Source organism: Kitasatospora sp. NPDC001261 (assembly GCF_042896795.1).
Taxonomy (GTDB): Bacteria; Actinomycetota; Actinomycetes; order Streptomycetales; family Streptomycetaceae; genus Kitasatospora.
On sequence record NZ_JBIAXP010000046.1, the window covers coordinates 40,638 to 59,063 of the forward strand.

The window sequence follows — 18,426 nt, forward strand, 5'->3', positions numbered from 1 at the left end:
TGGGGACTTGCGCGGCGGGCCCCGCCTGGGTCTGCCATCGCCCGCCGGGGGGACGGGTGCGGGGGGGAGTACTGCGAATCGCCTTATGGCGGGGGGGGGCCCCCCCCGCCCGGGCCGGGGCGGCCGCCCCGGTCGGGTCAGTCGGTCGACGGGTGCTGGCGGGCCTGGTCCTCCGGGAACTCCTTGCGGAGTTCGTCCATCAGGACCGTGAAGCGAGTACTGCTGAGCGGCAGGTTGGCCTCGCGGACCGCGCGCTCGACGACCGGACGGCTGGGCCGGCCATGCGCCCGGACCGCCGGACGGCTGACCTCCAGCAGCTGCTCCATCGACGCGCCCGGAGGCCGTCCGGTCCGCCGGGCCCGGACCTCCTCCCCCTCGTCCGAGGGGCGGCCGTCCGTCGGCTCCTCGGGGACAGGCGGTTCTGCCGACCCGGCCCCCTGGCCATCACCGCCCTCGGCGGACGGATGCTCGTCGGCATCGCGGGGCTCCTGGACCGGACCGGCCGCAGCCGTCCCGTCCGGCTCGTCGGCGGCCGACGGCACGGGGTCGGCAGAAGTCGCCTCGGCCGGGCCACCCTGGCCAGCTGGCTGCTCGGGAATGTGCCGGGCGATGAGGATGTAGAGGTGGACGGCCCCGCCGAGGGCGATCGGCGAGAGCGTGGCGAGCACGCCGACCGCCGCGTCCCCGAGCCGGAGGGGACCGGCACCGTCGAGCACGTGGTTGAGCCGGACCGCGTGCAGGGCGTTCGCCCACACGCTTGCCGCCGTCGCTCCTGCGAACAGCAGCCAGGCGTAGGCCCTGGCCGGCCAGGGTGCGGCGCGCAGGACGAGCAGGGCGCGCACGCCGTAGGCGATGAACCCGTCGATGGTGAAGGGGAAGACGTACGTCAGCGGTCCGCGCACGTGGATCGCGACGGCCATCTGCTGGAGGGCGTCGAAGGACAGGATGAAGCCGGCCAAGCCGATCAGCGAGACGGCGAGGCGGTCCCAGAAGGTGGCACGGGGACGGGAGACAACAAGGGGGCTGAGCCGGACGGCTGCGTCGGCGGTGGGCAACACCGTACGCTGGAGCACGCAGGTTCCTTCCTCGGTGCGCTCGGGCTGCAACCCTGCACCGGGGTCGATCGTCGTGGATGGGCGGTTTTGGGACCTTTCAGGCCCTCGGTGTTGGTAGCACCGGGGGCCTTCGGCATCTCCGCGAGCAGAGACGGCGCACGATGCGCTTTGCATCGACTTGCGATCCTCTACGGGTCACCCTATAGTCGACCCGGCTCCCATGCAAATGCCATCAGCCATCGATGCGAGGTGAATCGAATGTCCGAGCAGCCGGCCACGCCGGAAAGCCCATCGCCAACACCCGAGCTGAGCGAGGAGCACGCCGCCGAACGGGTCCGCCTGGAACGCGAGTACCTGGGGTGGAGCACCGGCGAACTCGCGAAGCGGATGACCGCTGCCGGTTACCCGATGAACCAGTCCTCCGTCTGGCGGATCGAGAGCGGCGAGCCCCGCCGCCGGATCAACCTCGACGAGGCGATCGGCTTCGCCAAGGTCTTCGGCCTGCCGCTGGAGGAGTTCCTCGGCCCGCCCGAGTCCTCCTCCGACAAGCACATCACTCAGCTCACCACCGAAGTGGTCGCCAGATACCGCTTCCTGCTCGACCTCATGCAGAGCACCAGCTCGGTGTTCAAGGCCGTCGACCAGTACAACGCGATGTTCCCCCAGCACGCCAAGGAGCTGAACGACCGCATCGCCCGCGCCATCGCCGAGGAGAACCGCCGCCGCGGCCCCGTCCGCGAGAGCCCGATGGTCTTCCTGCGCTACCCGACCTTCCAGCAGGCCGAGAAGCCGTCGGACGCCGCCGCGCAGGAGTAAGTCACCGGGCGATCCGCAGCACGAACGTGATCGTTCTTGGGAGCGAGCCGGACGCCGTCTACAGTCCCCACTGCACCACGGAAGCGCCGCTTGGCACGGCCGGGAAGCAGAGCTAACGTCACACCCCACGCGGCCACCAACCGCGTGAACCGCCCATCCACGACGATCGACCCCGGTGCAGGGTTGCAGCCCGCCAGCCACCGAGGAAGGAACCGCGTTGCCGCGCACTAAACGCCCCACCCTCCCGTCACCCCGCCCGGCGACCCAGCCGACCCCGCCGGCACCGGCGTTCACCGCCGAAATTCCCAGACCGATCTGACGGTCCTCCCCAGCCGCCGCCCGCCTACCCGGCACCCGGCGGCTTCCCCTCCAGCGCCCCGCGCTGTTCCACGCCGCCCTCCCGCAGCCGCCGCGCACCCGCGCGCCCACACCTGCCCGGAGACGGCGCCCACCCCCCTCCCTTCACACCGCCCATCCACGACACCGCACGCGGTGGCCCGGGTTGCAGCCCACCGGCCACCGCGATTGGAGCCGCGTGCCCGAGCAGTACCTCACCGTCGCCCAGGTCGCCGAGCGCCTGGGCACCACCGAGCGTTTCCCCCGGCGCCTGATCGCCGAGCGCCGCATCGCCTTCGTCAAGATCGGCACCCACGTCCGCATCGCCGAGAGCGTCCTCGACGCGTACATCGAGGCCAGCACCGTCCCTGCCATCCGCTCGGCCCGCTCCGGCCGCTCGCGCTTCGGGAGGGCTGTCTGATGGCGAACAACTCCGGCCGCCGGCGCCGTTGGGGCTCCGTCCGCAAGCTCCCCTCCGGCCGCTTCCAGGCCCGTTACCCCGGCCCCGACGGCGCCCTGCGCAACGCGCCCGAGACCTTCGAGACCAAGGGCGACGCCGAAGCCTGGCTCGTCGAGACCGAAGCGGACATGCGCCGCGGGGAGTGGCGCGACCCCAACGCCGGGGCCGTCAACTTCCTCGTCTACGCCACCGCCTGGATCGACGAGCGCAACCTCGCTCGCACTACCGAGGAGCTGTACCGCCGGCTCCTCCGCCTCCACATCGCGCCGACCTTCGGCGAGTCCGAGGTGAAGGACATCACCGCTCCCCAGGTCCGCTCCTGGCGTGCCGAACTCCGCAAGCGCGGCATCAAAACCACCGCCGCCAAGTCCTACCGGCTGCTCAAGTCGGTCATGGAGACCGCGGTCGACGACGAGCTGATCCGCCGCAACCCCTGCCGTGTCAAGGGCGGCGGCAAGGAAGTGGCCGCCGAGCGCCCCCACGCGACCATCGAGCAGGTCCTCCAGCTCGCCGAGCTGATGGGCCCGCGTTGGCAGCTGATGGTCTTCATCGCCGCCTTCATGGCCCTGCGCCCGGAGGAGCAGGCCGAACTCCGGCACCGCGACGTCGACCTGGAGAAGGGAGTCGTGTGGATCCGCCGCGCGGCACCCGAACTCTGCACCGGAGAACGGGCCGTGGGCGACCCGAAGTCCGAGGCCGGCAAGCGGGCACTGCGCATCCCGCCCGAGCTCCTCCCGGAGTTCGAGCGACACCTGCGCTGGTACGCCCAGGAAGGAGAGGACGGCCTGCTCTTCGTCGGCGAGCGCGGAGCCCCTTTCCGCCGCTCGACCTTCGGCCGCAAGTGGCGCAAGGCCCGCAAGAAGCTGGGGCTCGACCACCTTCGCTTCTACGACCTCCGCCACACCGGCAACGTCCTCGCCGCCAGCACCGGCGCCAGCCTCCGGGACCTCATGGCCTTCATGGGCCACAACTCCCCCCGCGCCGCGCTGATCTACCAGCACTCCACCGAGGAGCAGCAGACCAGGATCTCCGACGGCATCAGCGCCGCCGTCGTCGACATCCGCACCCGCCGTCGCCTGCCGCCCAACACCCTGGAGGAAGCCCGCGAGGCGTAAGCGCCCGCTCGGGCCCAGCCAGCTTCTGGCTGGGCCCAGCGAACAGGACTGTGCGCTGCGCCACCTCATCGACATCAGGACCCGGAGAAGCCCAACTCCTCCTCGGCACTCTTGATCAGGCCAGTGTTCACACCGATCCGCTCAAGGTCACGCGTCCAGGGGGAACCCTCCAAGAGATCATTAAATGCCTCCGCCCCGTAGTAGACCATTCCACAGGCCATCAGCGGAGAGAGCTCATCGTCCGCTGGCACCCCTTCCATGTGCGGGCTGTCGTAGAGGATCAACTCGCTGGCGGACGAGCTGTCAAAAAAGAACTGGGCCGCAGCAAGTCCAGCATGTGACCTTCGCGTCTCGATGAGCCACGCTTCCTTGAGGCCATGCCCGAGATCCTTCAGCAGGTTGCCCGCCTGGTTGAGCCGATCGTTGGCATGTGATGGGAGAGTCATAGCAGCGACAGCGTCGGCCGCAGCTGCATCCTCCTCGCTGTAGGAAAAGACCTTGCCTTCGTCAACCGCCTCGCGCAGTTTCTTCTGAGCCTGCTGGAATGCCTTGTTCATCGAGTCCGCAGCGACTTCCCTGTCCCGCACCAACCAGTGCAACTGCGCCATGCACTCGATCATCAAGCGCCGATTGGGGGCCGCCTCGTGGGCAAGGCCCTTGCCATGAAGGAGGATTACGGCACACGCCTGCCGATGCAGGGCGGTCATCAGGCCCCATCCGATGGCGAAGAGGCGGCGACCGCCGGGCGGAGCAAGCTTCGCGTTGTCCTGGTCCATGAGGCTGGCCAGGTCCTTAAGTCCTGCGATCGCTCGCTGATTACGTTCCGCTGGGGTGAAGGACATGCTCCCAAGGTTGAGCCTGTGCGATCCCGCCTGCATCTGGTTTTCCCAGGTTTCCGCACTCCGCCAACTCCGCGCTGTCACAAAGATGGACAAGTCCCACTTGCCCACCGCACGGCGCGCCGAATACTCAGAGTAATTCCAAGGATGATCTGGGTGACCAGTCTTGATCTCGCCACCCGAGATCTACAAGGTCCGGCCGCCGGGCCACTGCCTCCTCCTGCCCAACCCAGCGCTCGACCTTCGTGCCATCTGGCACGGATCTGGCACGGCAGGGGTGAATTGGTCCAGACAACGCGAAAGCCCCAGGCCACTGGCCTGGGGCTTTACTGCTGGAGCGGGCGACGAGAATCGAACTCGCGCTCTAAGCTTGGGAAGCTCATGTTCTACCATTAAACTACGCCCGCCTGATGAGCCGTCAGAGACCGCTCGATCCAGTGTCACTGTACCCCATTCGCACCGGTGGTTGCACAGGGGGTCGGTGGACGTGGCGGAGCCGGGTGGGGCGGGTGTGGAGGCGTACTGTGTGGGCCGCGCGCGAGTGCTCCGGTGGGTGGGGGCCGAGGCGGCGAGCCATGGTGAGGAATGTCCGGAACATCCCCTAATGTGACGCTGTCCCGGGGCTCGGCCGTCGGGGCGAGTGCATACGGGTGAGTACTGGGTTAGGGATGGGAAGGGGATCGATGGAGCAGCGCGCCGTCGTTCGTTGTGCCGAGGGGCACCTGTTCAGCACCACCACGTTCCCGATGCAGAACCTCGGTCCTGGCCGGCTCGGGCCCGGACGGTTGATCCGCTGCCCGCAGTGCGGACGGATGCGGAGTTCGGTGCTGGCCGACGTGCGGGAGCTGTCGGAGCCGCAACTGGCGCGGGCGATGCGGTTGGAGGCCGCGGAGTTCCTGGCCTGACGGTCGCGGAGGGACGGAACGGGCCCCGGGCGGATTCGTCCGGGGCCCTGTCGTGCACGTAACCTCGAAGCGTGCTGCTCTCTGACAAGGACATCCGGACCGAAATCGACCTGGGTCGGGTCGTCGTCGACCCGTTCGACCCGGCGATGATCCAGCCGTCGAGTATCGACGTGCGCCTCGACCGCTTCTTCCGCGTGTTCGAGAACCACAAGTACCCGCACATCGACCCCTCCGAGGAGCAGCCGGACCTGACCCGGCTGGTCGAGCCGGAGGGCGACGAGGCGTTCATCCTGCACCCCGGCGAGTTCGTGCTGGCCTCGACGTACGAGGTCATCACGCTGCCCGACGACGTCGCGTCCCGGCTGGAGGGCAAGTCGAGCCTGGGCCGGCTGGGCCTGCTCACCCACTCCACGGCCGGCTTCATCGACCCCGGTTTCAGCGGCCACGTGACCCTGGAGCTGTCGAACGTCGCGACGCTGCCGATCAAGCTCTACCCGGGCATGAAGATCGGGCAGCTGTGCCTGTTCCGGCTCTCCTCGCCCTCGGAGCACCCGTACGGCTCGGAGCGCTACGGCTCGCGCTACCAGGGCCAGCGCGGCCCGACGCCGTCCCGCTCGTACCTGAACTTCCACCGCAGCGACGTCTGAGCACAGGACCCGCAGGACCCGCGGGTCCCACGGAGCGCACGCACGACGGGCGGCCTTCCCTCACGTGAGGGAAGGCCGCCCGCGGCGTTTCTCAGGCCCGCTTCGGGCTGGTGACGGCGACCAGCTCGGTGCCGTCCTCGGACAGCCGCAGCTCGGTGCGCAGCTCGGCCAGCTCGCCGAGGTGGTGCAGGTGGGTGCCGCCGCAGAAGATCTGCGCGCCGCCCTCGGGCAGCTCGCAGTGCCACTGGCGGCGGGCGGTGAGCTCGGGGCCGGGCACCTCGATGCGGACCGGGGCGTCGGCGGCGACCCAGGCGGCCAGCCGGGCGTTGACGGCCTCGGTGAGGGCCGGCAGGGCGTCGGCGAGGGCCGGGAACTCCTCGGTGGCGTCCACCGTGAAGCCCTTCTTCTTCAGCGACTTGCCGAGCCGGTAGGTGTCGGTGCTGGCCGCGGTGTCCATCACCGAGCTCGCCATCGCGAGGCTGTCGAAGTCCGGGTGGCCGAAGGCGTCCGAGCGGCCCGGGTCCTTGCGCCAGCGCGGGGCGAGCGCGGCGTTCAGGGCGAGGGCGAGCAGGTGGCAGCCGCTGTGCGAGGCGCTGAGGGCGCCCCGGCGGTCGGCGTCGACGGCGAGCGCGGCGGTGCGGCCGACGAGGTCCCCCGGGTCGCCGTCGACGACGTGCAGGACCAGCCAGGACCACTCCTCGTCACCGCGCCGGACCGGGATGTCGGCGCCGACCAGCGGCTCCCCGCCCTCCGGGCCGACGGCGCCGGTCAGGCAGTCGACCACGGCCAGCTCGGTGCCGTCGACGGTCAGGGTGCCGAGATCGGCCGGCTGGTCGGGCCAGGTGTGGTCGAGCGGGTGGAACGGGGTCGCCGCGGTGACGACGGCGTACCGGCCGTCGGCCAGCGGGTGCACCGCGAGCACCGGGGACTCGCCGGTCACCGCCCCGGCCGGGAAGCTGACGTGGGTGGTGGGGAGGGTCATTCCTGGCTCCGGTGAAGGTGGGACGACGAGGGTGGGGCGGGCCCGGCGCTCGGCCGCGACCCGCCCCCATTCTGCCCTTCGCCCGTCGGCGCCCTCGGCCCGGCGTCGCTCCGCCCGGTGCGGCTCAGCCCAGCGTCGGCAGCTTGATCAGCACCAGCAGCGCCACCAGCTGTATCGCCGAGGCGGCCGCGGCCTTGCCCCAGGGCAGGTCGTGCAGCCGCCGGACCATGCTGGTCAGCAGGTACGCGCAGAGCATCCAGGTGGCCCAGCCGACGACCTGGACGACGGCGCTGCCGGAGGGCAGCACCAGGTCGAGCAGCAGCCGGGGCGCGTCGGTGAGCCAGCCGATCAGCGCGGCCAGGCCGACGGTCGCCTTCCACGGGCCGTCGCCGCCCAGCTGGCGGGCCATCGCGTAGGTGACCCCGCCGAAGAGCGCGCCGGCCACGGTGAAGCCGATGGCGGCGGCGAGGATGCCGGTCAGCGCCACGGTGAAGGTCGAGTTGACGATGTCGTCGTGGGTGAGCCCGATGCCGAGCACCGCGAGCGCGCCGTACAGCAGCGAGACGGTGAGCGCGGGCAGCCAGACCTGGTGGTCGCGGGTGCGGTCGAAGACCGCGGTCGGGCTGCGGAACAGGCCGGTGAACAGTTCGCGCCAGTGCGGCCGGGGCCCGGCGACGTGCGGGGCGGACTGGCCGCCGGCCCGGTAGACGGCGACGTTGTCCTGGCCGTACGGCTGCTGGTCGTAGCCCTGCTCAGCGCCGTAGCCCTGCTCGGGGCCGTAGGGCGGCTGCTGCCCGTGGCCGTCGTCGTAGTAGCCGTGCTCCTGGCCGGGGTGCCCCTGGTACGGCGGCTGTCCCTGGTACGGACCGCCGGCCGCGTACGGGTCGCCGACGGGGAAGGCCCGGGTGCTGCCGGGCCGGTCCGCCGCGTACGGGTCGTACCCGTCCCCCGCCGTCTGCCCGGGACCACCGGGCGTGCCGGGACCACCGGGCGTGCCCGGACCGCCGGGCGCGCCGCCGGGCCCGCCGGGCGTCGCCGCGTGCGGGGCCGTGAAGTACTCCGGCCCGTCCGTCCCCCCGTGCCCCCCGGGCGCGGACGGCGGCGGAGGGGCCGACCACCCGCCGCGCGGACGGTCCGCGCCCTGACCGTTGTCGTATCGATTACCAGCCACGGTCCGAAGGTACCCGTCCGGCCCGGCCCGCGGCGGCCCCGGACGAAGCCGGGGCCGGTTTGCAGCGAGGCTGAGACGAACGGGGCCGAAAACCCGCGGGGCGCGGGGTGGCTACCGCTGTGCGCCGACCGACGGCCCGTGCACCGCCGCGGCCGCGCTGGTGCCGGCCGGGCAGCCGCCCGGGCCGGCCGAGGTGCGGACGGCGCCGACCGGCAGCAGGGTGCCGCAGGCGATCCGGATGCCGGTCGGCAGCTCGTTGTCCGACTCCACGATCGCGCCGTCGCCGATCACCGCGCCGTCCAGCGCCGAGCGGGCGCCGACGGTGGCGAAGGCGCCCACGATCGAGTCCTTGACCAGGGTGTCCGGGCCGATCACCGCACCGGGCAGGATCACGCTGCCCTCGACGATCGCGCCGGCCTCGACCACCGCGTCCTCGGCGACCACGGTGCCGCCGCTGAGCACCGCGCCCGGGTGGACGGTGGCGCCGGGCAGCAGTAGGGCGTCGCCGGTCGGGCCGGGGACGGCCGGGGAGTCGACCTTGCCGAGCACCAGGTCGGCCGAGCCGCGGACGAAGGCGGCCGGGGTGCCCAGGTCCAGCCAGTACGAGGTGTCGACGACGCCGCGCAGCAGCGCGCCGGTGGCCAGCAGTTCGGGGAAGGTCTCGCGCTCGACGGACACCTCGCGGCCGGTCGGGATGCGGTCGATCACGGACCGGGTGAAGACGTAGCAGCCGGCGTTGATCTGGTCGGTGACGATCTGCTCCGGGGTCTCCGGCTTCTCCAGGAACTCCAGCACCCGCCCGTCCTCGTCGGTCGGGACGAGGCCGAAGGCCCGCGGGTCCTCGACCCGGGTCAGGTGCAGGGTGACGTCGGCCCCGGCGGCCACGTGGCCGTCGCGCAGGGCGGCGATGTCGACGCCGGAGAGGATGTCGCCGTTGAAGACCAGGACCGGTTCGTCCGGGCCGCAGGTCAGGCCGGAGGCGGCGTTGCGGATCGCCCCGCCGGTGCCCAGCGGCTCGCGCTCGGTCAGGTAGACGAGCTCGATGCCGTACGGGGTGCCGTCCTGGAAGTGGTCCTCGAACACCTCGGCCAGGTACGAGGTGGCCAGCACGACGCGGGTGACGCCGGCGGCGGCCGCGCGGGCCAACTGGTGCGCGATGAACGGGACGCCTGCCACCGGCAGCATCGGCTTGGGGGTGTGGGTGGTCAGCGGACGCAGTCGCGTGCCCTTACCACCGACCAGCATGATCGCCTCGGTCATGGTCTGCGCTGTTCCCCTTGTGGTCTCTGCGGCCCGGCCCGGCGGGCCGACACCTCGTCGTCGGTCTGGACCCGGCCGTCCGGCCGGCGCGGGTCGCCACCCGCCCGGGGCTTCCGTCCGGAACGGGTCGACCGGCACGAAGCCGGTCCGGGCCTACTGTATTTGCTTCCGACCGAATGCCCGTCCGGCGCCTGTGCGATTGCCGTCACCCCCCGTACGCCCGCCGTACCGGGGCGGGCCGTCCGGAGCGACCGAAAGCCCGGCCCGGCGGGCGCGTTCGCGGCGTCCACCGGGCCGGGCAGTTGTAGCAGAACTGTCGAACAGCGGGCTCGTCGGCGCCGGTCAGGCGCCGACCGTCGCGGGCTGCTCCTCGTCCCCGGTCGGCGGGAGGGCCTTCACCGAGTCGAGCAGCAGCTGGGCCACGTCGACCACCTTCAGGTGCTCCTTGGCCGCGCCCTCGTTCTTCTTGCCGTTGACCGAGTCGGAGAGCATCACCAGGCAGAACGGGCAGGCGGTGGAGACGATGTCCGGGTCGAGCGACAGCGCCTCGTCCACGCGCTCGGTGTTGATCCGCTTGCCGATGCGCTCCTCCATCCACATCCGGGCACCGCCGGCGCCGCAGCAGAAGCCGCGCTCCTTGTGCCGGTGCATCTCCTGCTGGCGCAGACCGGGGACCTTGTCCATGATCTCGCGCGGCGGGCTGTAGACCTTGTTGTGGCGGCCCAGGTAGCAGGGGTCGTGGTAGGTGATCAGGCCCTCGACCGGGTTGACCGGGATCAGCTTGCCCTCGTCGATGAGGTGCTGCAGCAGCTGGGTGTGGTGGATGACCTCGAAGTGGCCGCCCAGCTGCGGGTACTCGTTGGCGATGGTGTTGAAGCAGTGCGGGCAGGTGGCCACGATCCGCTTGACCGGGGCGTCCTCCAGGGCCGCGTTCAGCGTCTCCACGTTCTGCGCGCCGAGCATCTGGAACAGGAACTCGTTGCCCAGGCGGCGGGCGGAGTCACCGGTGCAGGACTCCTCCTTGCCGAGGATCGCGAACTTCACGCCCGCGGTGTGCAGCAGCTCGGCGAAGGCCTTGGTGGTCTTCTTGGCGCGGTCCTCCAGGGCGCCGGCGCAGCCGACCCAGTAGAGGTACTCGACCTCGGCGGGGTCGATGTCCTCGCCGATCACCGGCACCTCGATGCCGGTCTCCTTCTTGAGCTCCTTGACCCAGTCCAGGCGGGCCTTGGTGGCCATGCCCCACGGGTTGCCCTTGTTCTCCAGGTTCTTGAGCATCGTCCCGGCCTCGGTCGGGAACGAGGACTCGATCATCACCTGGTAGCGGCGCATGTCGACGATGTGGTCGATGTGCTCGATGTCCACCGGGCACTGCTCGACGCAGGCGCCGCAGGTGGTGCAGGACCACAGCACGTCCGGGTCGATGACGCCGCCCAAACCACCGGAGTCAGGGGCCTCGGCGGTGCCGATCAGCGGGCGCTCGGCCTCGGCCAGGGCGGCCGCCGGGACGTCCTTGAGCTGCTCGGAGGTGGCCCGCTCCTCGCCCTCCATGTCCTTGCCGCCACCGGCCAGCAGGTACGGCGCCTTGCCGTAGGCGTGCTCGCGCAGGCTCATGATCAGCAGCTTCGGCGAGAGCGGCTTGCCGGTGTTCCAGGCCGGGCACTGCGACTGGCAGCGGCCGCACTCGGTGCAGGTGGAGAAGTCGAGGATGCCCTTCCAGGAGAAGTGCTCGACCTGGGAGACGCCGAAGACGGCGTCCTCGGCCGGGTCCTCGAAGTCGATCGGCCGGCCGCCCGAGGTCATCGGACGGAGGGCGCCGAGCGCGGTGCCGCCGTCCTCCTCGCGCTTGAAGTAGATGTTGAAGAAGCCGAGGAAGCGGTGCCAGGCCACGCCCATCGAGGGGTTGAGGCCGATGGTGGTCGCCCACGCGAACGAGATGCAGATCTTCAGCATCGCGAACAGGTAGATCAGGTTCTCCAGCGTGCCGTGCGACAGGCCGCCCAGCGCGGAGACCAGCGGGTACGAGACCAGGTGCTCCGGCCCGTACGAGTCGACGCCGTTGAGGGCGCCCTCCAGGCCGCGCAGCATCAGGATGCACAGGCCGATGCCGAGGATCGTGTACTCGACGTAGAAGGCCTGCCAGGCGATCGAGCCGGCGAACCGGGACTTGCGGCCGGACCGGGACGGCAGACTCATCAGCCGGATCACGATCAGGACGGCGATGCCCAGCGTGGTCAGGGTGCCGACCAGCTCGACGAAGAGCTGCCAGATCATCCAGTGGCCGATGATCGGCAGCGCGAAGTCGGCGTCGAAGAGCTGGCCGAAGGCGTTGACGATGGTCAGCACCAGGCTGAAGAAGCCGACCGCCACGAACCAGTGGGCGATGCCGACGATCCCCCAGCGGTTCATCCTGGTGTGGCCGACGAACTCGGTCGCGACGGTCTTCACCCGCTGGGCGGGCTGCCCGAAGCGGGTGGAGTCCGGCGCACCGGTGCGGACCACCTTGTAGATGTACAGCGCCGCACGGGCGGCGAGCGCGGTGCCGATCACGAATGTGACCAGCGAGATGACGATCGCTGCTAGCTGCATCGGCTCTCCGTCTCCTGCGGCTTTGCGGTTGAGCAGGCTCTGCGTTACACGGTCTTGGGAACTGAGTGTACTGGTCGGTAACTTGCCGGGCCGACGGCCCGGACATTACCGGTGACCGACCGTTGTCCAGAAGATTCCCAAGCTATGGCGGCAGTCACGTGGCCGCACCCCCGCCCCGGCGTGGCGCGCCCACTCCGCCCCATCGCTCAGCAAAGTTGAGCGAGCGGCGCTCATAGCTGTTGACTCCGTCCACCGGGTCGTGCATCCTTGAGCCTGTAAAGCTCAACTCTTCCGTGGAGGTATCTACGATGGCACGCGCGGTCGGCATCGACCTCGGTACGACGAACTCGGTCGTCAGCGTTCTGGAGGGTGGCGAGCCCACCGTCATCACGAACGCCGAGGGCGCTCGGACCACGCCGTCCGTCGTCGCCTTCGCCAAGAACGGCGAGGTCCTCGTCGGCGAGGTGGCCAAGCGCCAGGCGGTCACCAACGTCGACCGCACCATCCGCTCGGTCAAGCGCCACATGGGCACCGGGTGGAAGATCAACATCGATGGCAAGGACTTCAACCCCCAGCAGATCTCGGCCTTCGTGCTGCAGAAGCTGAAGCGGGACGCCGAGGCGTACCTGGGCGAGACGGTCACCGACGCCGTCATCACCGTCCCGGCGTACTTCAACGACTCGGAGCGCCAGGCCACCAAGGAGGCCGGCGAGATCGCGGGCCTGAACGTCCTGCGCATCGTCAACGAGCCGACCGCGGCCGCCCTGGCGTACGGCCTGGACAAGGACGACCAGACCATCCTGGTCTTCGACCTCGGCGGCGGCACCTTCGACGTCTCCCTGCTGGAGATCGGCGACGGGGTCGTCGAGGTGAAGGCCACCAACGGTGACAACCACCTCGGTGGCGACGACTGGGACCAGCGCGTCGTCGACCACCTGGTCAAGGTCTTCCAGGGCGGCCACGGCGTCGACCTGTCCAAGGACAAGATGGCCCTCCAGCGTCTGCGCGAGGCCGCCGAGAAGGCCAAGATCGAGCTGTCCTCGTCCTCCGAGACCTCGATCAACCTGCCGTACATCACGGCCTCCGCCGAGGGCCCGCTGCACCTGGACGAGAAGCTCACCCGCGCCCAGTTCCAGCAGCTGACCGCGGACCTGCTGGAGCGCTGCAAGGTCCCGTTCCACAACGTCATCAAGGACGCCGGCATCTCGCTGTCCGAGATCGACCACGTCGTCCTCGTCGGCGGCTCGACCCGCATGCCGGCCGTCGCCGAGCTCGTCAAGGAGCTGACCGGCGGCCAGGACGCCAACAAGGGCGTCAACCCGGACGAGGTCGTCGCCATCGGCGCCGCGCTCCAGGCCGGTGTCCTGAAGGGCGAGGTCAAGGACGTCCTGCTGCTCGACGTCACCCCGCTGTCCCTCGGCATCGAGACCAAGGGCGGCATCATGACCAAGCTGATCGAGCGCAACACCACGATCCCGACCAAGCGCTCCGAGATCTTCACCACGGCCGAGGACAACCAGCCGTCCGTGCAGATCCAGGTCTACCAGGGCGAGCGCGAGATCGCGGCGTACAACAAGAAGCTCGGCATGTTCGAGCTGACCGGCCTGCCGCCGGCGCCGCGCGGCCTGCCGCAGATCGAGGTCACCTTCGACATCGACGCCAACGGCATCATGCACGTCGGCGCCAAGGACCTCGGCACCGGCAAGGAGCAGAAGATGACCGTCACCGGCGGCTCCTCGCTGCCGAAGGACGAGGTCGACCGCATGCGCCGCGAGGCCGAGCAGTACGCCGAGGACGACCACAAGCGCCGCGAGGCCGTCGAGACGCGCAACTCCGCCGAGCAGCTCGTCTACTCGACCGAGAAGTTCATCGCCGACAACGCCGACAAGCTGCCGGGCGACGTCAAGACCGAGGTCGAGACCGCCATCGGCGAGCTCAAGGAGGCCCTGAAGGGCGAGGACATCGCGAAGATCCGCGAGGCCTCGGAGAAGGTCTCCACCACCGCGCAGAAGCTCGGCCAGGCGCTGTACGCCAACGCCGACGCCACCGCCGGTGCCGCCCCCTCCGGTGACTCCGCCCAGGCCAAGGACGACGACGTCGTCGACGCCGAGATCGTGGACGACGAGAAGCCCAAGGGCGGTGCGGCATGACGGACAAGCCGCAGGGCGGCAAGCCCGGCGACGACTCCGCCGCCGAAGAGGCCGTGATCAAGGCTGCCGAGGAGGCCGCCGCGGCCGGCAGCGGGGAGTCCGGTTCGGAGGGTCTCGCCGCCGCCAAGCGCGAGCTCGCCGAGCGCACCGGTGACCTGCAGCGCCTCCAGGCCGAGTACCAGAACTACCGCAAGCGGGTCGAGCGCGACCGGCTGACCGTCCGCGAGATCGCCGTCTCCAACATCCTGGAGTCGCTGATCCCGGTCCTGGACGACATCGGCCGCGCCCGCGAGCACGGCGAGGTCACCGGCGGCTTCAAGTCCGTCGCCGAGTCGCTGGAGACGGTCGTCGCCAAGCTGGGCCTGCAGCAGTTCGGCAAGGAGGGCGAGCCCTTCGACCCGACCATGCACGAGGCGCTGATGCACAGCTACTCCTCGGACGTCACCGAGGACACCTGTGTCCAGGTCCTCCAGCCCGGCTACCGCATCGGCGAGCGGATCATCCGCCCGGCGATGGTGGCCGTCGCCGAGCCCCAGCCCGGCAGCCAGGCGTCCACGGACGCCGAGGCCAAGTCCGCCGACGCGGACAAGTCCGACGGTGGCTCGGACAGCTGACAACCTGTGACGGGTGACAACCAGTGCGCTGCGGAGTCGTACGCCGGCCAGTACGGCGGCCGGCTCCGCAGCGCGCTGTCAGCAGTCGTGCTCGCAGCCGCTGTTGACAGCTCAGTGACGATGGACATCGGGAGGTGGCGTACGCCATGAGTGGCAAGGACTTTGTCGAGAAGGACTACTACAAGGTCCTCGGCGTGCCCAAGGACGCCACCGCCACCGAGATCAAGAAGACCTACCGCAAGCTCGCGCGCGAGTTCCACCCCGACGCCAACAAGGGTGACGCCAAGGCCGAGGAGCGGTTCAAGGACATCTCCGAGGCGTACGACGTCCTCTCCGACGAGAAGCGCCGCAAGGAGTACGACGAGGCCCGCAGCCTCTTCGCCAACGGCGGCTTCCGGGCCGGCGGCGGCCCCGGCGGCACCGGCAGCTACAGCTTCGACTTCGGCGACCTCTTCAGCGGCAGCCAGGGCGGCGCCGGCAGCGGGGGCGGCATCGGCGACGTCTTCGGCGGCCTCTTCAACCGCGGCGGCACCCGGCAGGCCCAGCCCCGGCGCGGCGCCGACGTCGAGACCGAGGTGACGCTCTCCTTCGAGGAGGCGGTGGACGGCGCGACCGTCCCGCTGCGGATGACCAGCCAGGCCCCCTGCCGCAGCTGCAACGGCACCGGCGCCAAGACCGGCACCACCCCGCGGGTCTGCCCGACCTGCGTCGGCGCGGGCACCGTCAGCCGCGGCCAGGGCGCCTTCGCGCTCTCCGAGCCGTGCAAGGACTGCCGCGGCCGGGGCATGATCGTCGACGACCCGTGCACCGACTGCCACGGCAGCGGCCGGGCCAGCTCGGCCCGCACCATGCAGGTCCGCATCCCGGCCGGCGTCCAGGCCGACCAGCGCATCCGGCTCAAGGGCAAGGGCGCACAGGGCGAGCGCGGCGGACAGCCCGGCGACCTCTACGTCACCGTGCACGTCGACCCCCACCCCGTCTTCGGCCGCAAGGGCGACAACCTCACCGTCACCGTGCCGGTCACCTTCCCCGAGGCCACGCTCGGCGCCACCATCGAGGTGCCCACGCTGAACGGCCCCGCCGTGAAGCTCAAGCTGCCCCCGGGCAGCGCCAACGGCCTCACCATGCGCGCCCGCGGCAAGGGCGCCACCCGCAAGGACGGCACCCGCGGCGACCTCCTCGTCACCGTCGAGGTCGTGGTGCCGCAGCACGTCACCGGCGACGCGCTGAACGCCCTCGAGCAGTACCGCGAGGCCACCGCCTCCGACGATCCGCGCGCCGCCCTCTTCCGGGCGGCGAAGGGAGCGTGACGACCAGATGTCCCCGATGAACCCGATCGACCCCGACACCCCGATCGGCCCCGGCCTCGGCGAAGGCCTGCCCGGCGCCGGCCCCCGCCGCACCCGCCGCGCCGCCACCGCCCCGCCGGCGTACGTCCTCACCGAGGACACCCCGGTGTACGTCATCTCCGTGGCCGCCGAACTGTCCGGCCTGCACCCGCAGACCCTGCGCCAGTACGACCGCCTCGGCCTGGTCTGCCCCGACCGCACCGCCGGCCGCGGCCGCCGCTACTCCGCACGCGACATCCAGCAGCTGCGCGAGGTCCAGCGGCTCTCCCAGGACGAGGGCATCAACCTGGCGGGCATCAAGCGGATCATCGAGCTGGAGAACCAGGTCACCGCCCTCCAGTCCCGCGTCACGGAACTGGTCGACTCCCTGGAAGGCGCCGCCACCGCCCTCCAGCAGCGCGAGGCCGCCGTCCACGCCTCCTACCGCCGCGACCTCGTCCCGTACCAGCCCCCCACCCCGCAGTCCAGCGCCCTCGTCGTCTGGCGCCCCAAGCGCTGACCGGGCACCCACCGGCCGCCGGCCCCTCCTCTCGGGGGGTGCCGGCGGCTGCCGTGTGGTGAGAGAGTGACTACCCGTCGACTGGCCCCACCTGCCCACCGGCGCCCCGAACGGTACGATCCGGGCCCCGCTCAGAGATCGCCCTGAATAGCCCCAACGGATCTACAAACCATCTTGTCCGGTGGACGACAAGGAGAGAAGAATGAGCGGCCGGGATCAGACAGGCATTCCAGCGAGTGGATCTCGCACCCTGTCCCCCGGCGCACGGGAACTTTTCCTGGCCATCACCCGGACGCATGGGCGAACGATCCGGAAGGACGATGAATCCGCAACGCCGGATGCTCTAGACGAGCTAGTGGAAATCGGACTACTGGTCCCCGACATCGATGCGCCAGGGGTATTTGTAGCAGTCGACCCGGCGCAGCTATCAATCAGCCTGAGCCTCAGTTGGCAACGCCAGGCGCTCGATTTGCTGTCCCGCGCCATCTCGATACCAACGGATTTCAGCGAACTCGCTGAAGGATTTCACTCACCAAGCCAGACCGGCGGCCCCATCGAATACGTCCGCGGCAAGGCGCTGATAAACCAGAAGCTCCGACAGTCCACGGACAAGGGACTTGTGGAGGCCTTGGCCATGCAACCCGGCGGCCCTCGTCCACCTGAGGTGCTCGCCGCAAGCATCGAACCCGACCTCGAGGTTCTCCGGCTCGGCGCCACCATGCGGACCATCTATCACGCCAGTACGCGCTACCACCAGCCGACCAGGGACTACGTCACCACACTGTCCGCAGCCGGGTCACAGTTCCGGACCCTGGACGAGCCGTACACCAGGCTCATCATCATCGATCGCCGGATCGCAGTCATCCCGGTCGCCGACGACATGAGCCTCGCGGCATTCATCTACGACCAATCAGTCATCAGATACCTGGCTGACGAAGTATTCGAACGGAACTGGGCTCGTGCACTGGAATTCAACGGAAACAGGACAGTTCCCCAAGAGGTCGTCTCGAGACTGCGACAGACAATCATCGAACTCCTCCTTTCCGGTACGAACCACCGCGTGATCGCCCGCCGCCTCGGCATCAGCGAACGAACGCTGGCACGACACATCGCGGAAATGCGAGAAGACTACAACGTGGACTCGCTGTTCCAACTGGGCTACGTCCTGGGGCGAGCCTCCCAAGGCCCCACGCCGCAGCCATGAACCTTGCGGACCGGCATCCGCCTGGGTGCGGACCGCGCCGCCACCCCACCCGCGCCACAGGCAGTGGCAGGACTCAGGTCCAGTTGATGTCGTCCTGGAGGGCAACCACAGTGGTTCCAGCGCGATCGGCATCCTGGTGCACCTGGGCCAGCGAGAAGCCCCCAGCCAGCACCGCCGCGCCAATGACGAGAGAAAGTAGGGCCTTCCGGACACGCCGCTGGATGCCAGACATCAGCCAACCACTTCCCTCAACCCAAGTATCAAACTAATAGGCAGCAATGGAACATGCGCCCCCATAGTGCCGCATGCGCGCTGACGGCGCCATACCGCTGCCCGCCCCCTGCGTCATCCATACCTTTCTTCGTGGGATCGTTCTGGTCATTCGTAAGATCAGGGCACCCAGGGATGCCGGGTGTGGCTGTCATGTCATTGCCGCGT

General features: G+C 70.0%; 16 protein-coding genes, 1 tRNA gene and 1 pseudogene. 10 read left to right on the forward strand and 8 right to left on the reverse strand.

The genetic code is table 11. From position 1 onward, the window contains the following. Positions 1-137: 137 nt before the first annotated feature. The gene (locus ACFY4B_RS40485; RefSeq protein WP_387976473.1) at positions 138-1,073 is read right to left on the reverse strand and encodes a DUF2637 domain-containing protein; all 936 of its coding nucleotides are present in this window, start codon (positions 1,071-1,073) and stop codon (positions 138-140) included. Between the two features lie 240 nt (positions 1,074-1,313). Here ACFY4B_RS40485 and ACFY4B_RS40490 point away from each other — a divergent pair, with 240 nt between their 5' ends. The 3 genes from ACFY4B_RS40490 to ACFY4B_RS40500 all read left to right on the forward strand — a co-directional run bounded on the left by ACFY4B_RS40490 (position 1,314) and on the right by ACFY4B_RS40500 (position 3,782). Then, positions 1,314-1,871: a helix-turn-helix domain-containing protein gene (locus ACFY4B_RS40490; RefSeq protein ID WP_387976476.1), complete on the forward strand. Its 558-nt coding sequence runs from the start codon at positions 1,314-1,316 to the stop codon at positions 1,869-1,871. Positions 1,872-2,406: 535 nt separating this feature from the next. Next, positions 2,407-2,628: an excisionase family DNA-binding protein gene (locus ACFY4B_RS40495; protein ID WP_387976479.1), complete on the forward strand. Its 222-nt coding sequence runs from the start codon at positions 2,407-2,409 to the stop codon at positions 2,626-2,628. Beyond that, positions 2,628-3,782: a tyrosine-type recombinase/integrase gene (locus tag ACFY4B_RS40500; protein WP_387976482.1), complete on the forward strand. Its 1,155-nt coding sequence runs from the start codon at positions 2,628-2,630 to the stop codon at positions 3,780-3,782. The genes ACFY4B_RS40495 and ACFY4B_RS40500 overlap by 1 nt, the downstream gene beginning before the upstream one ends. A 74-nt stretch (positions 3,783-3,856) precedes the next feature. Here ACFY4B_RS40500 and ACFY4B_RS40505 read toward each other — a convergent pair whose 3' ends face one another. Continuing rightward, entirely contained in the window at positions 3,857-4,624 is a 768-nt protein-coding gene (locus tag ACFY4B_RS40505; RefSeq protein ID WP_387976485.1) for a DUF5677 domain-containing protein, read from the reverse strand. 330 nt (positions 4,625-4,954) lie between these two features. After that, positions 4,955-5,028: transfer RNA gene (locus ACFY4B_RS40510), tRNA-Gly, on the reverse strand. Positions 5,029-5,304: 276 nt separating this feature from the next. Here ACFY4B_RS40510 and ACFY4B_RS40515 point away from each other — a divergent pair. After that, positions 5,305-5,526, forward strand: coding sequence for a hypothetical protein (locus ACFY4B_RS40515; RefSeq protein WP_074001850.1), 222 nt, complete (start codon positions 5,305-5,307; stop codon positions 5,524-5,526). Between the two features lie 71 nt (positions 5,527-5,597). Beyond that, positions 5,598-6,173: a dCTP deaminase gene (gene dcd, locus ACFY4B_RS40520; RefSeq protein ID WP_049651628.1), complete on the forward strand. Its 576-nt coding sequence runs from the start codon at positions 5,598-5,600 to the stop codon at positions 6,171-6,173. Positions 6,174-6,264: 91 nt separating this feature from the next. Here the strand turns inward: dcd and ACFY4B_RS40525 are convergent, their stop codons facing one another. The 4 genes and pseudogenes from ACFY4B_RS40525 to ACFY4B_RS40540 all read right to left on the reverse strand — a co-directional run bounded on the left by ACFY4B_RS40525 (position 6,265) and on the right by ACFY4B_RS40540 (position 12,172). Next, positions 6,265-7,155 (reverse strand): metal-dependent hydrolase, encoded by an 891-nt coding sequence (locus ACFY4B_RS40525; protein ID WP_074001851.1) that lies wholly within the window; start codon positions 7,153-7,155, stop codon positions 6,265-6,267. Positions 7,156-7,279: 124 nt separating this feature from the next. Next, positions 7,280-8,326 carry a Yip1 family protein gene (locus ACFY4B_RS40530; protein WP_387976488.1) on the reverse strand — a complete coding sequence of 349 codons (1,047 nt, stop codon included), beginning with the start codon at positions 8,324-8,326 and terminating at the stop codon, positions 7,280-7,282. A 186-nt stretch (positions 8,327-8,512) separates the two neighbouring features. Then, positions 8,513-9,586: pseudogene (locus tag ACFY4B_RS40535) on the reverse strand (sugar phosphate nucleotidyltransferase); the annotation flags it as partial. A gap of 342 nt (positions 9,587-9,928) precedes the next feature. Further along, entirely contained in the window at positions 9,929-12,172 is a 2,244-nt protein-coding gene (locus tag ACFY4B_RS40540; RefSeq protein ID WP_387976491.1) for a (Fe-S)-binding protein, read from the reverse strand. Between the two features lie 308 nt (positions 12,173-12,480). Between ACFY4B_RS40540 and dnaK the strand changes: the two genes are divergently transcribed. The 5 genes from dnaK to ACFY4B_RS40565 all read left to right on the forward strand — a co-directional run bounded on the left by dnaK (position 12,481) and on the right by ACFY4B_RS40565 (position 17,988). Then, positions 12,481-14,322 carry a molecular chaperone DnaK gene (gene dnaK / locus ACFY4B_RS40545; protein ID WP_074001854.1) on the forward strand — a complete coding sequence of 614 codons (1,842 nt, stop codon included), beginning with the start codon at positions 12,481-12,483 and terminating at the stop codon, positions 14,320-14,322. After that, on the forward strand, positions 14,319-14,936 hold the full coding sequence (grpE, locus tag ACFY4B_RS40550; protein ID WP_049650422.1) for a nucleotide exchange factor GrpE: 618 nt from the start codon (positions 14,319-14,321) through the stop codon (positions 14,934-14,936). Before dnaK ends, grpE begins: the two co-directional genes overlap by 4 nt. Positions 14,937-15,082: 146 nt before the next feature. Continuing rightward, positions 15,083-16,246 carry a molecular chaperone DnaJ gene (gene dnaJ / locus ACFY4B_RS40555; protein WP_049650429.1) on the forward strand — a complete coding sequence of 388 codons (1,164 nt, stop codon included), beginning with the start codon at positions 15,083-15,085 and terminating at the stop codon, positions 16,244-16,246. 7 nt (positions 16,247-16,253) lie between these two features. Next, a complete protein-coding gene (locus ACFY4B_RS40560; protein WP_380741244.1) occupies positions 16,254-16,784 on the forward strand; it encodes a heat shock protein transcriptional repressor HspR in 531 nt (176 codons plus the stop codon). A gap of 181 nt (positions 16,785-16,965) precedes the next feature. After that, a complete protein-coding gene (locus ACFY4B_RS40565) occupies positions 16,966-17,988 on the forward strand; it encodes a hypothetical protein (RefSeq protein ID WP_387976495.1) in 1,023 nt (340 codons plus the stop codon). A gap of 73 nt (positions 17,989-18,061) precedes the next feature. Here the strand turns inward: ACFY4B_RS40565 and ACFY4B_RS40570 are convergent, their stop codons facing one another. Beyond that, positions 18,062-18,220, reverse strand: coding sequence for a hypothetical protein (locus tag ACFY4B_RS40570; protein WP_387976498.1), 159 nt, complete (start codon positions 18,218-18,220; stop codon positions 18,062-18,064). Positions 18,221-18,426 lie beyond the last annotated feature (206 nt).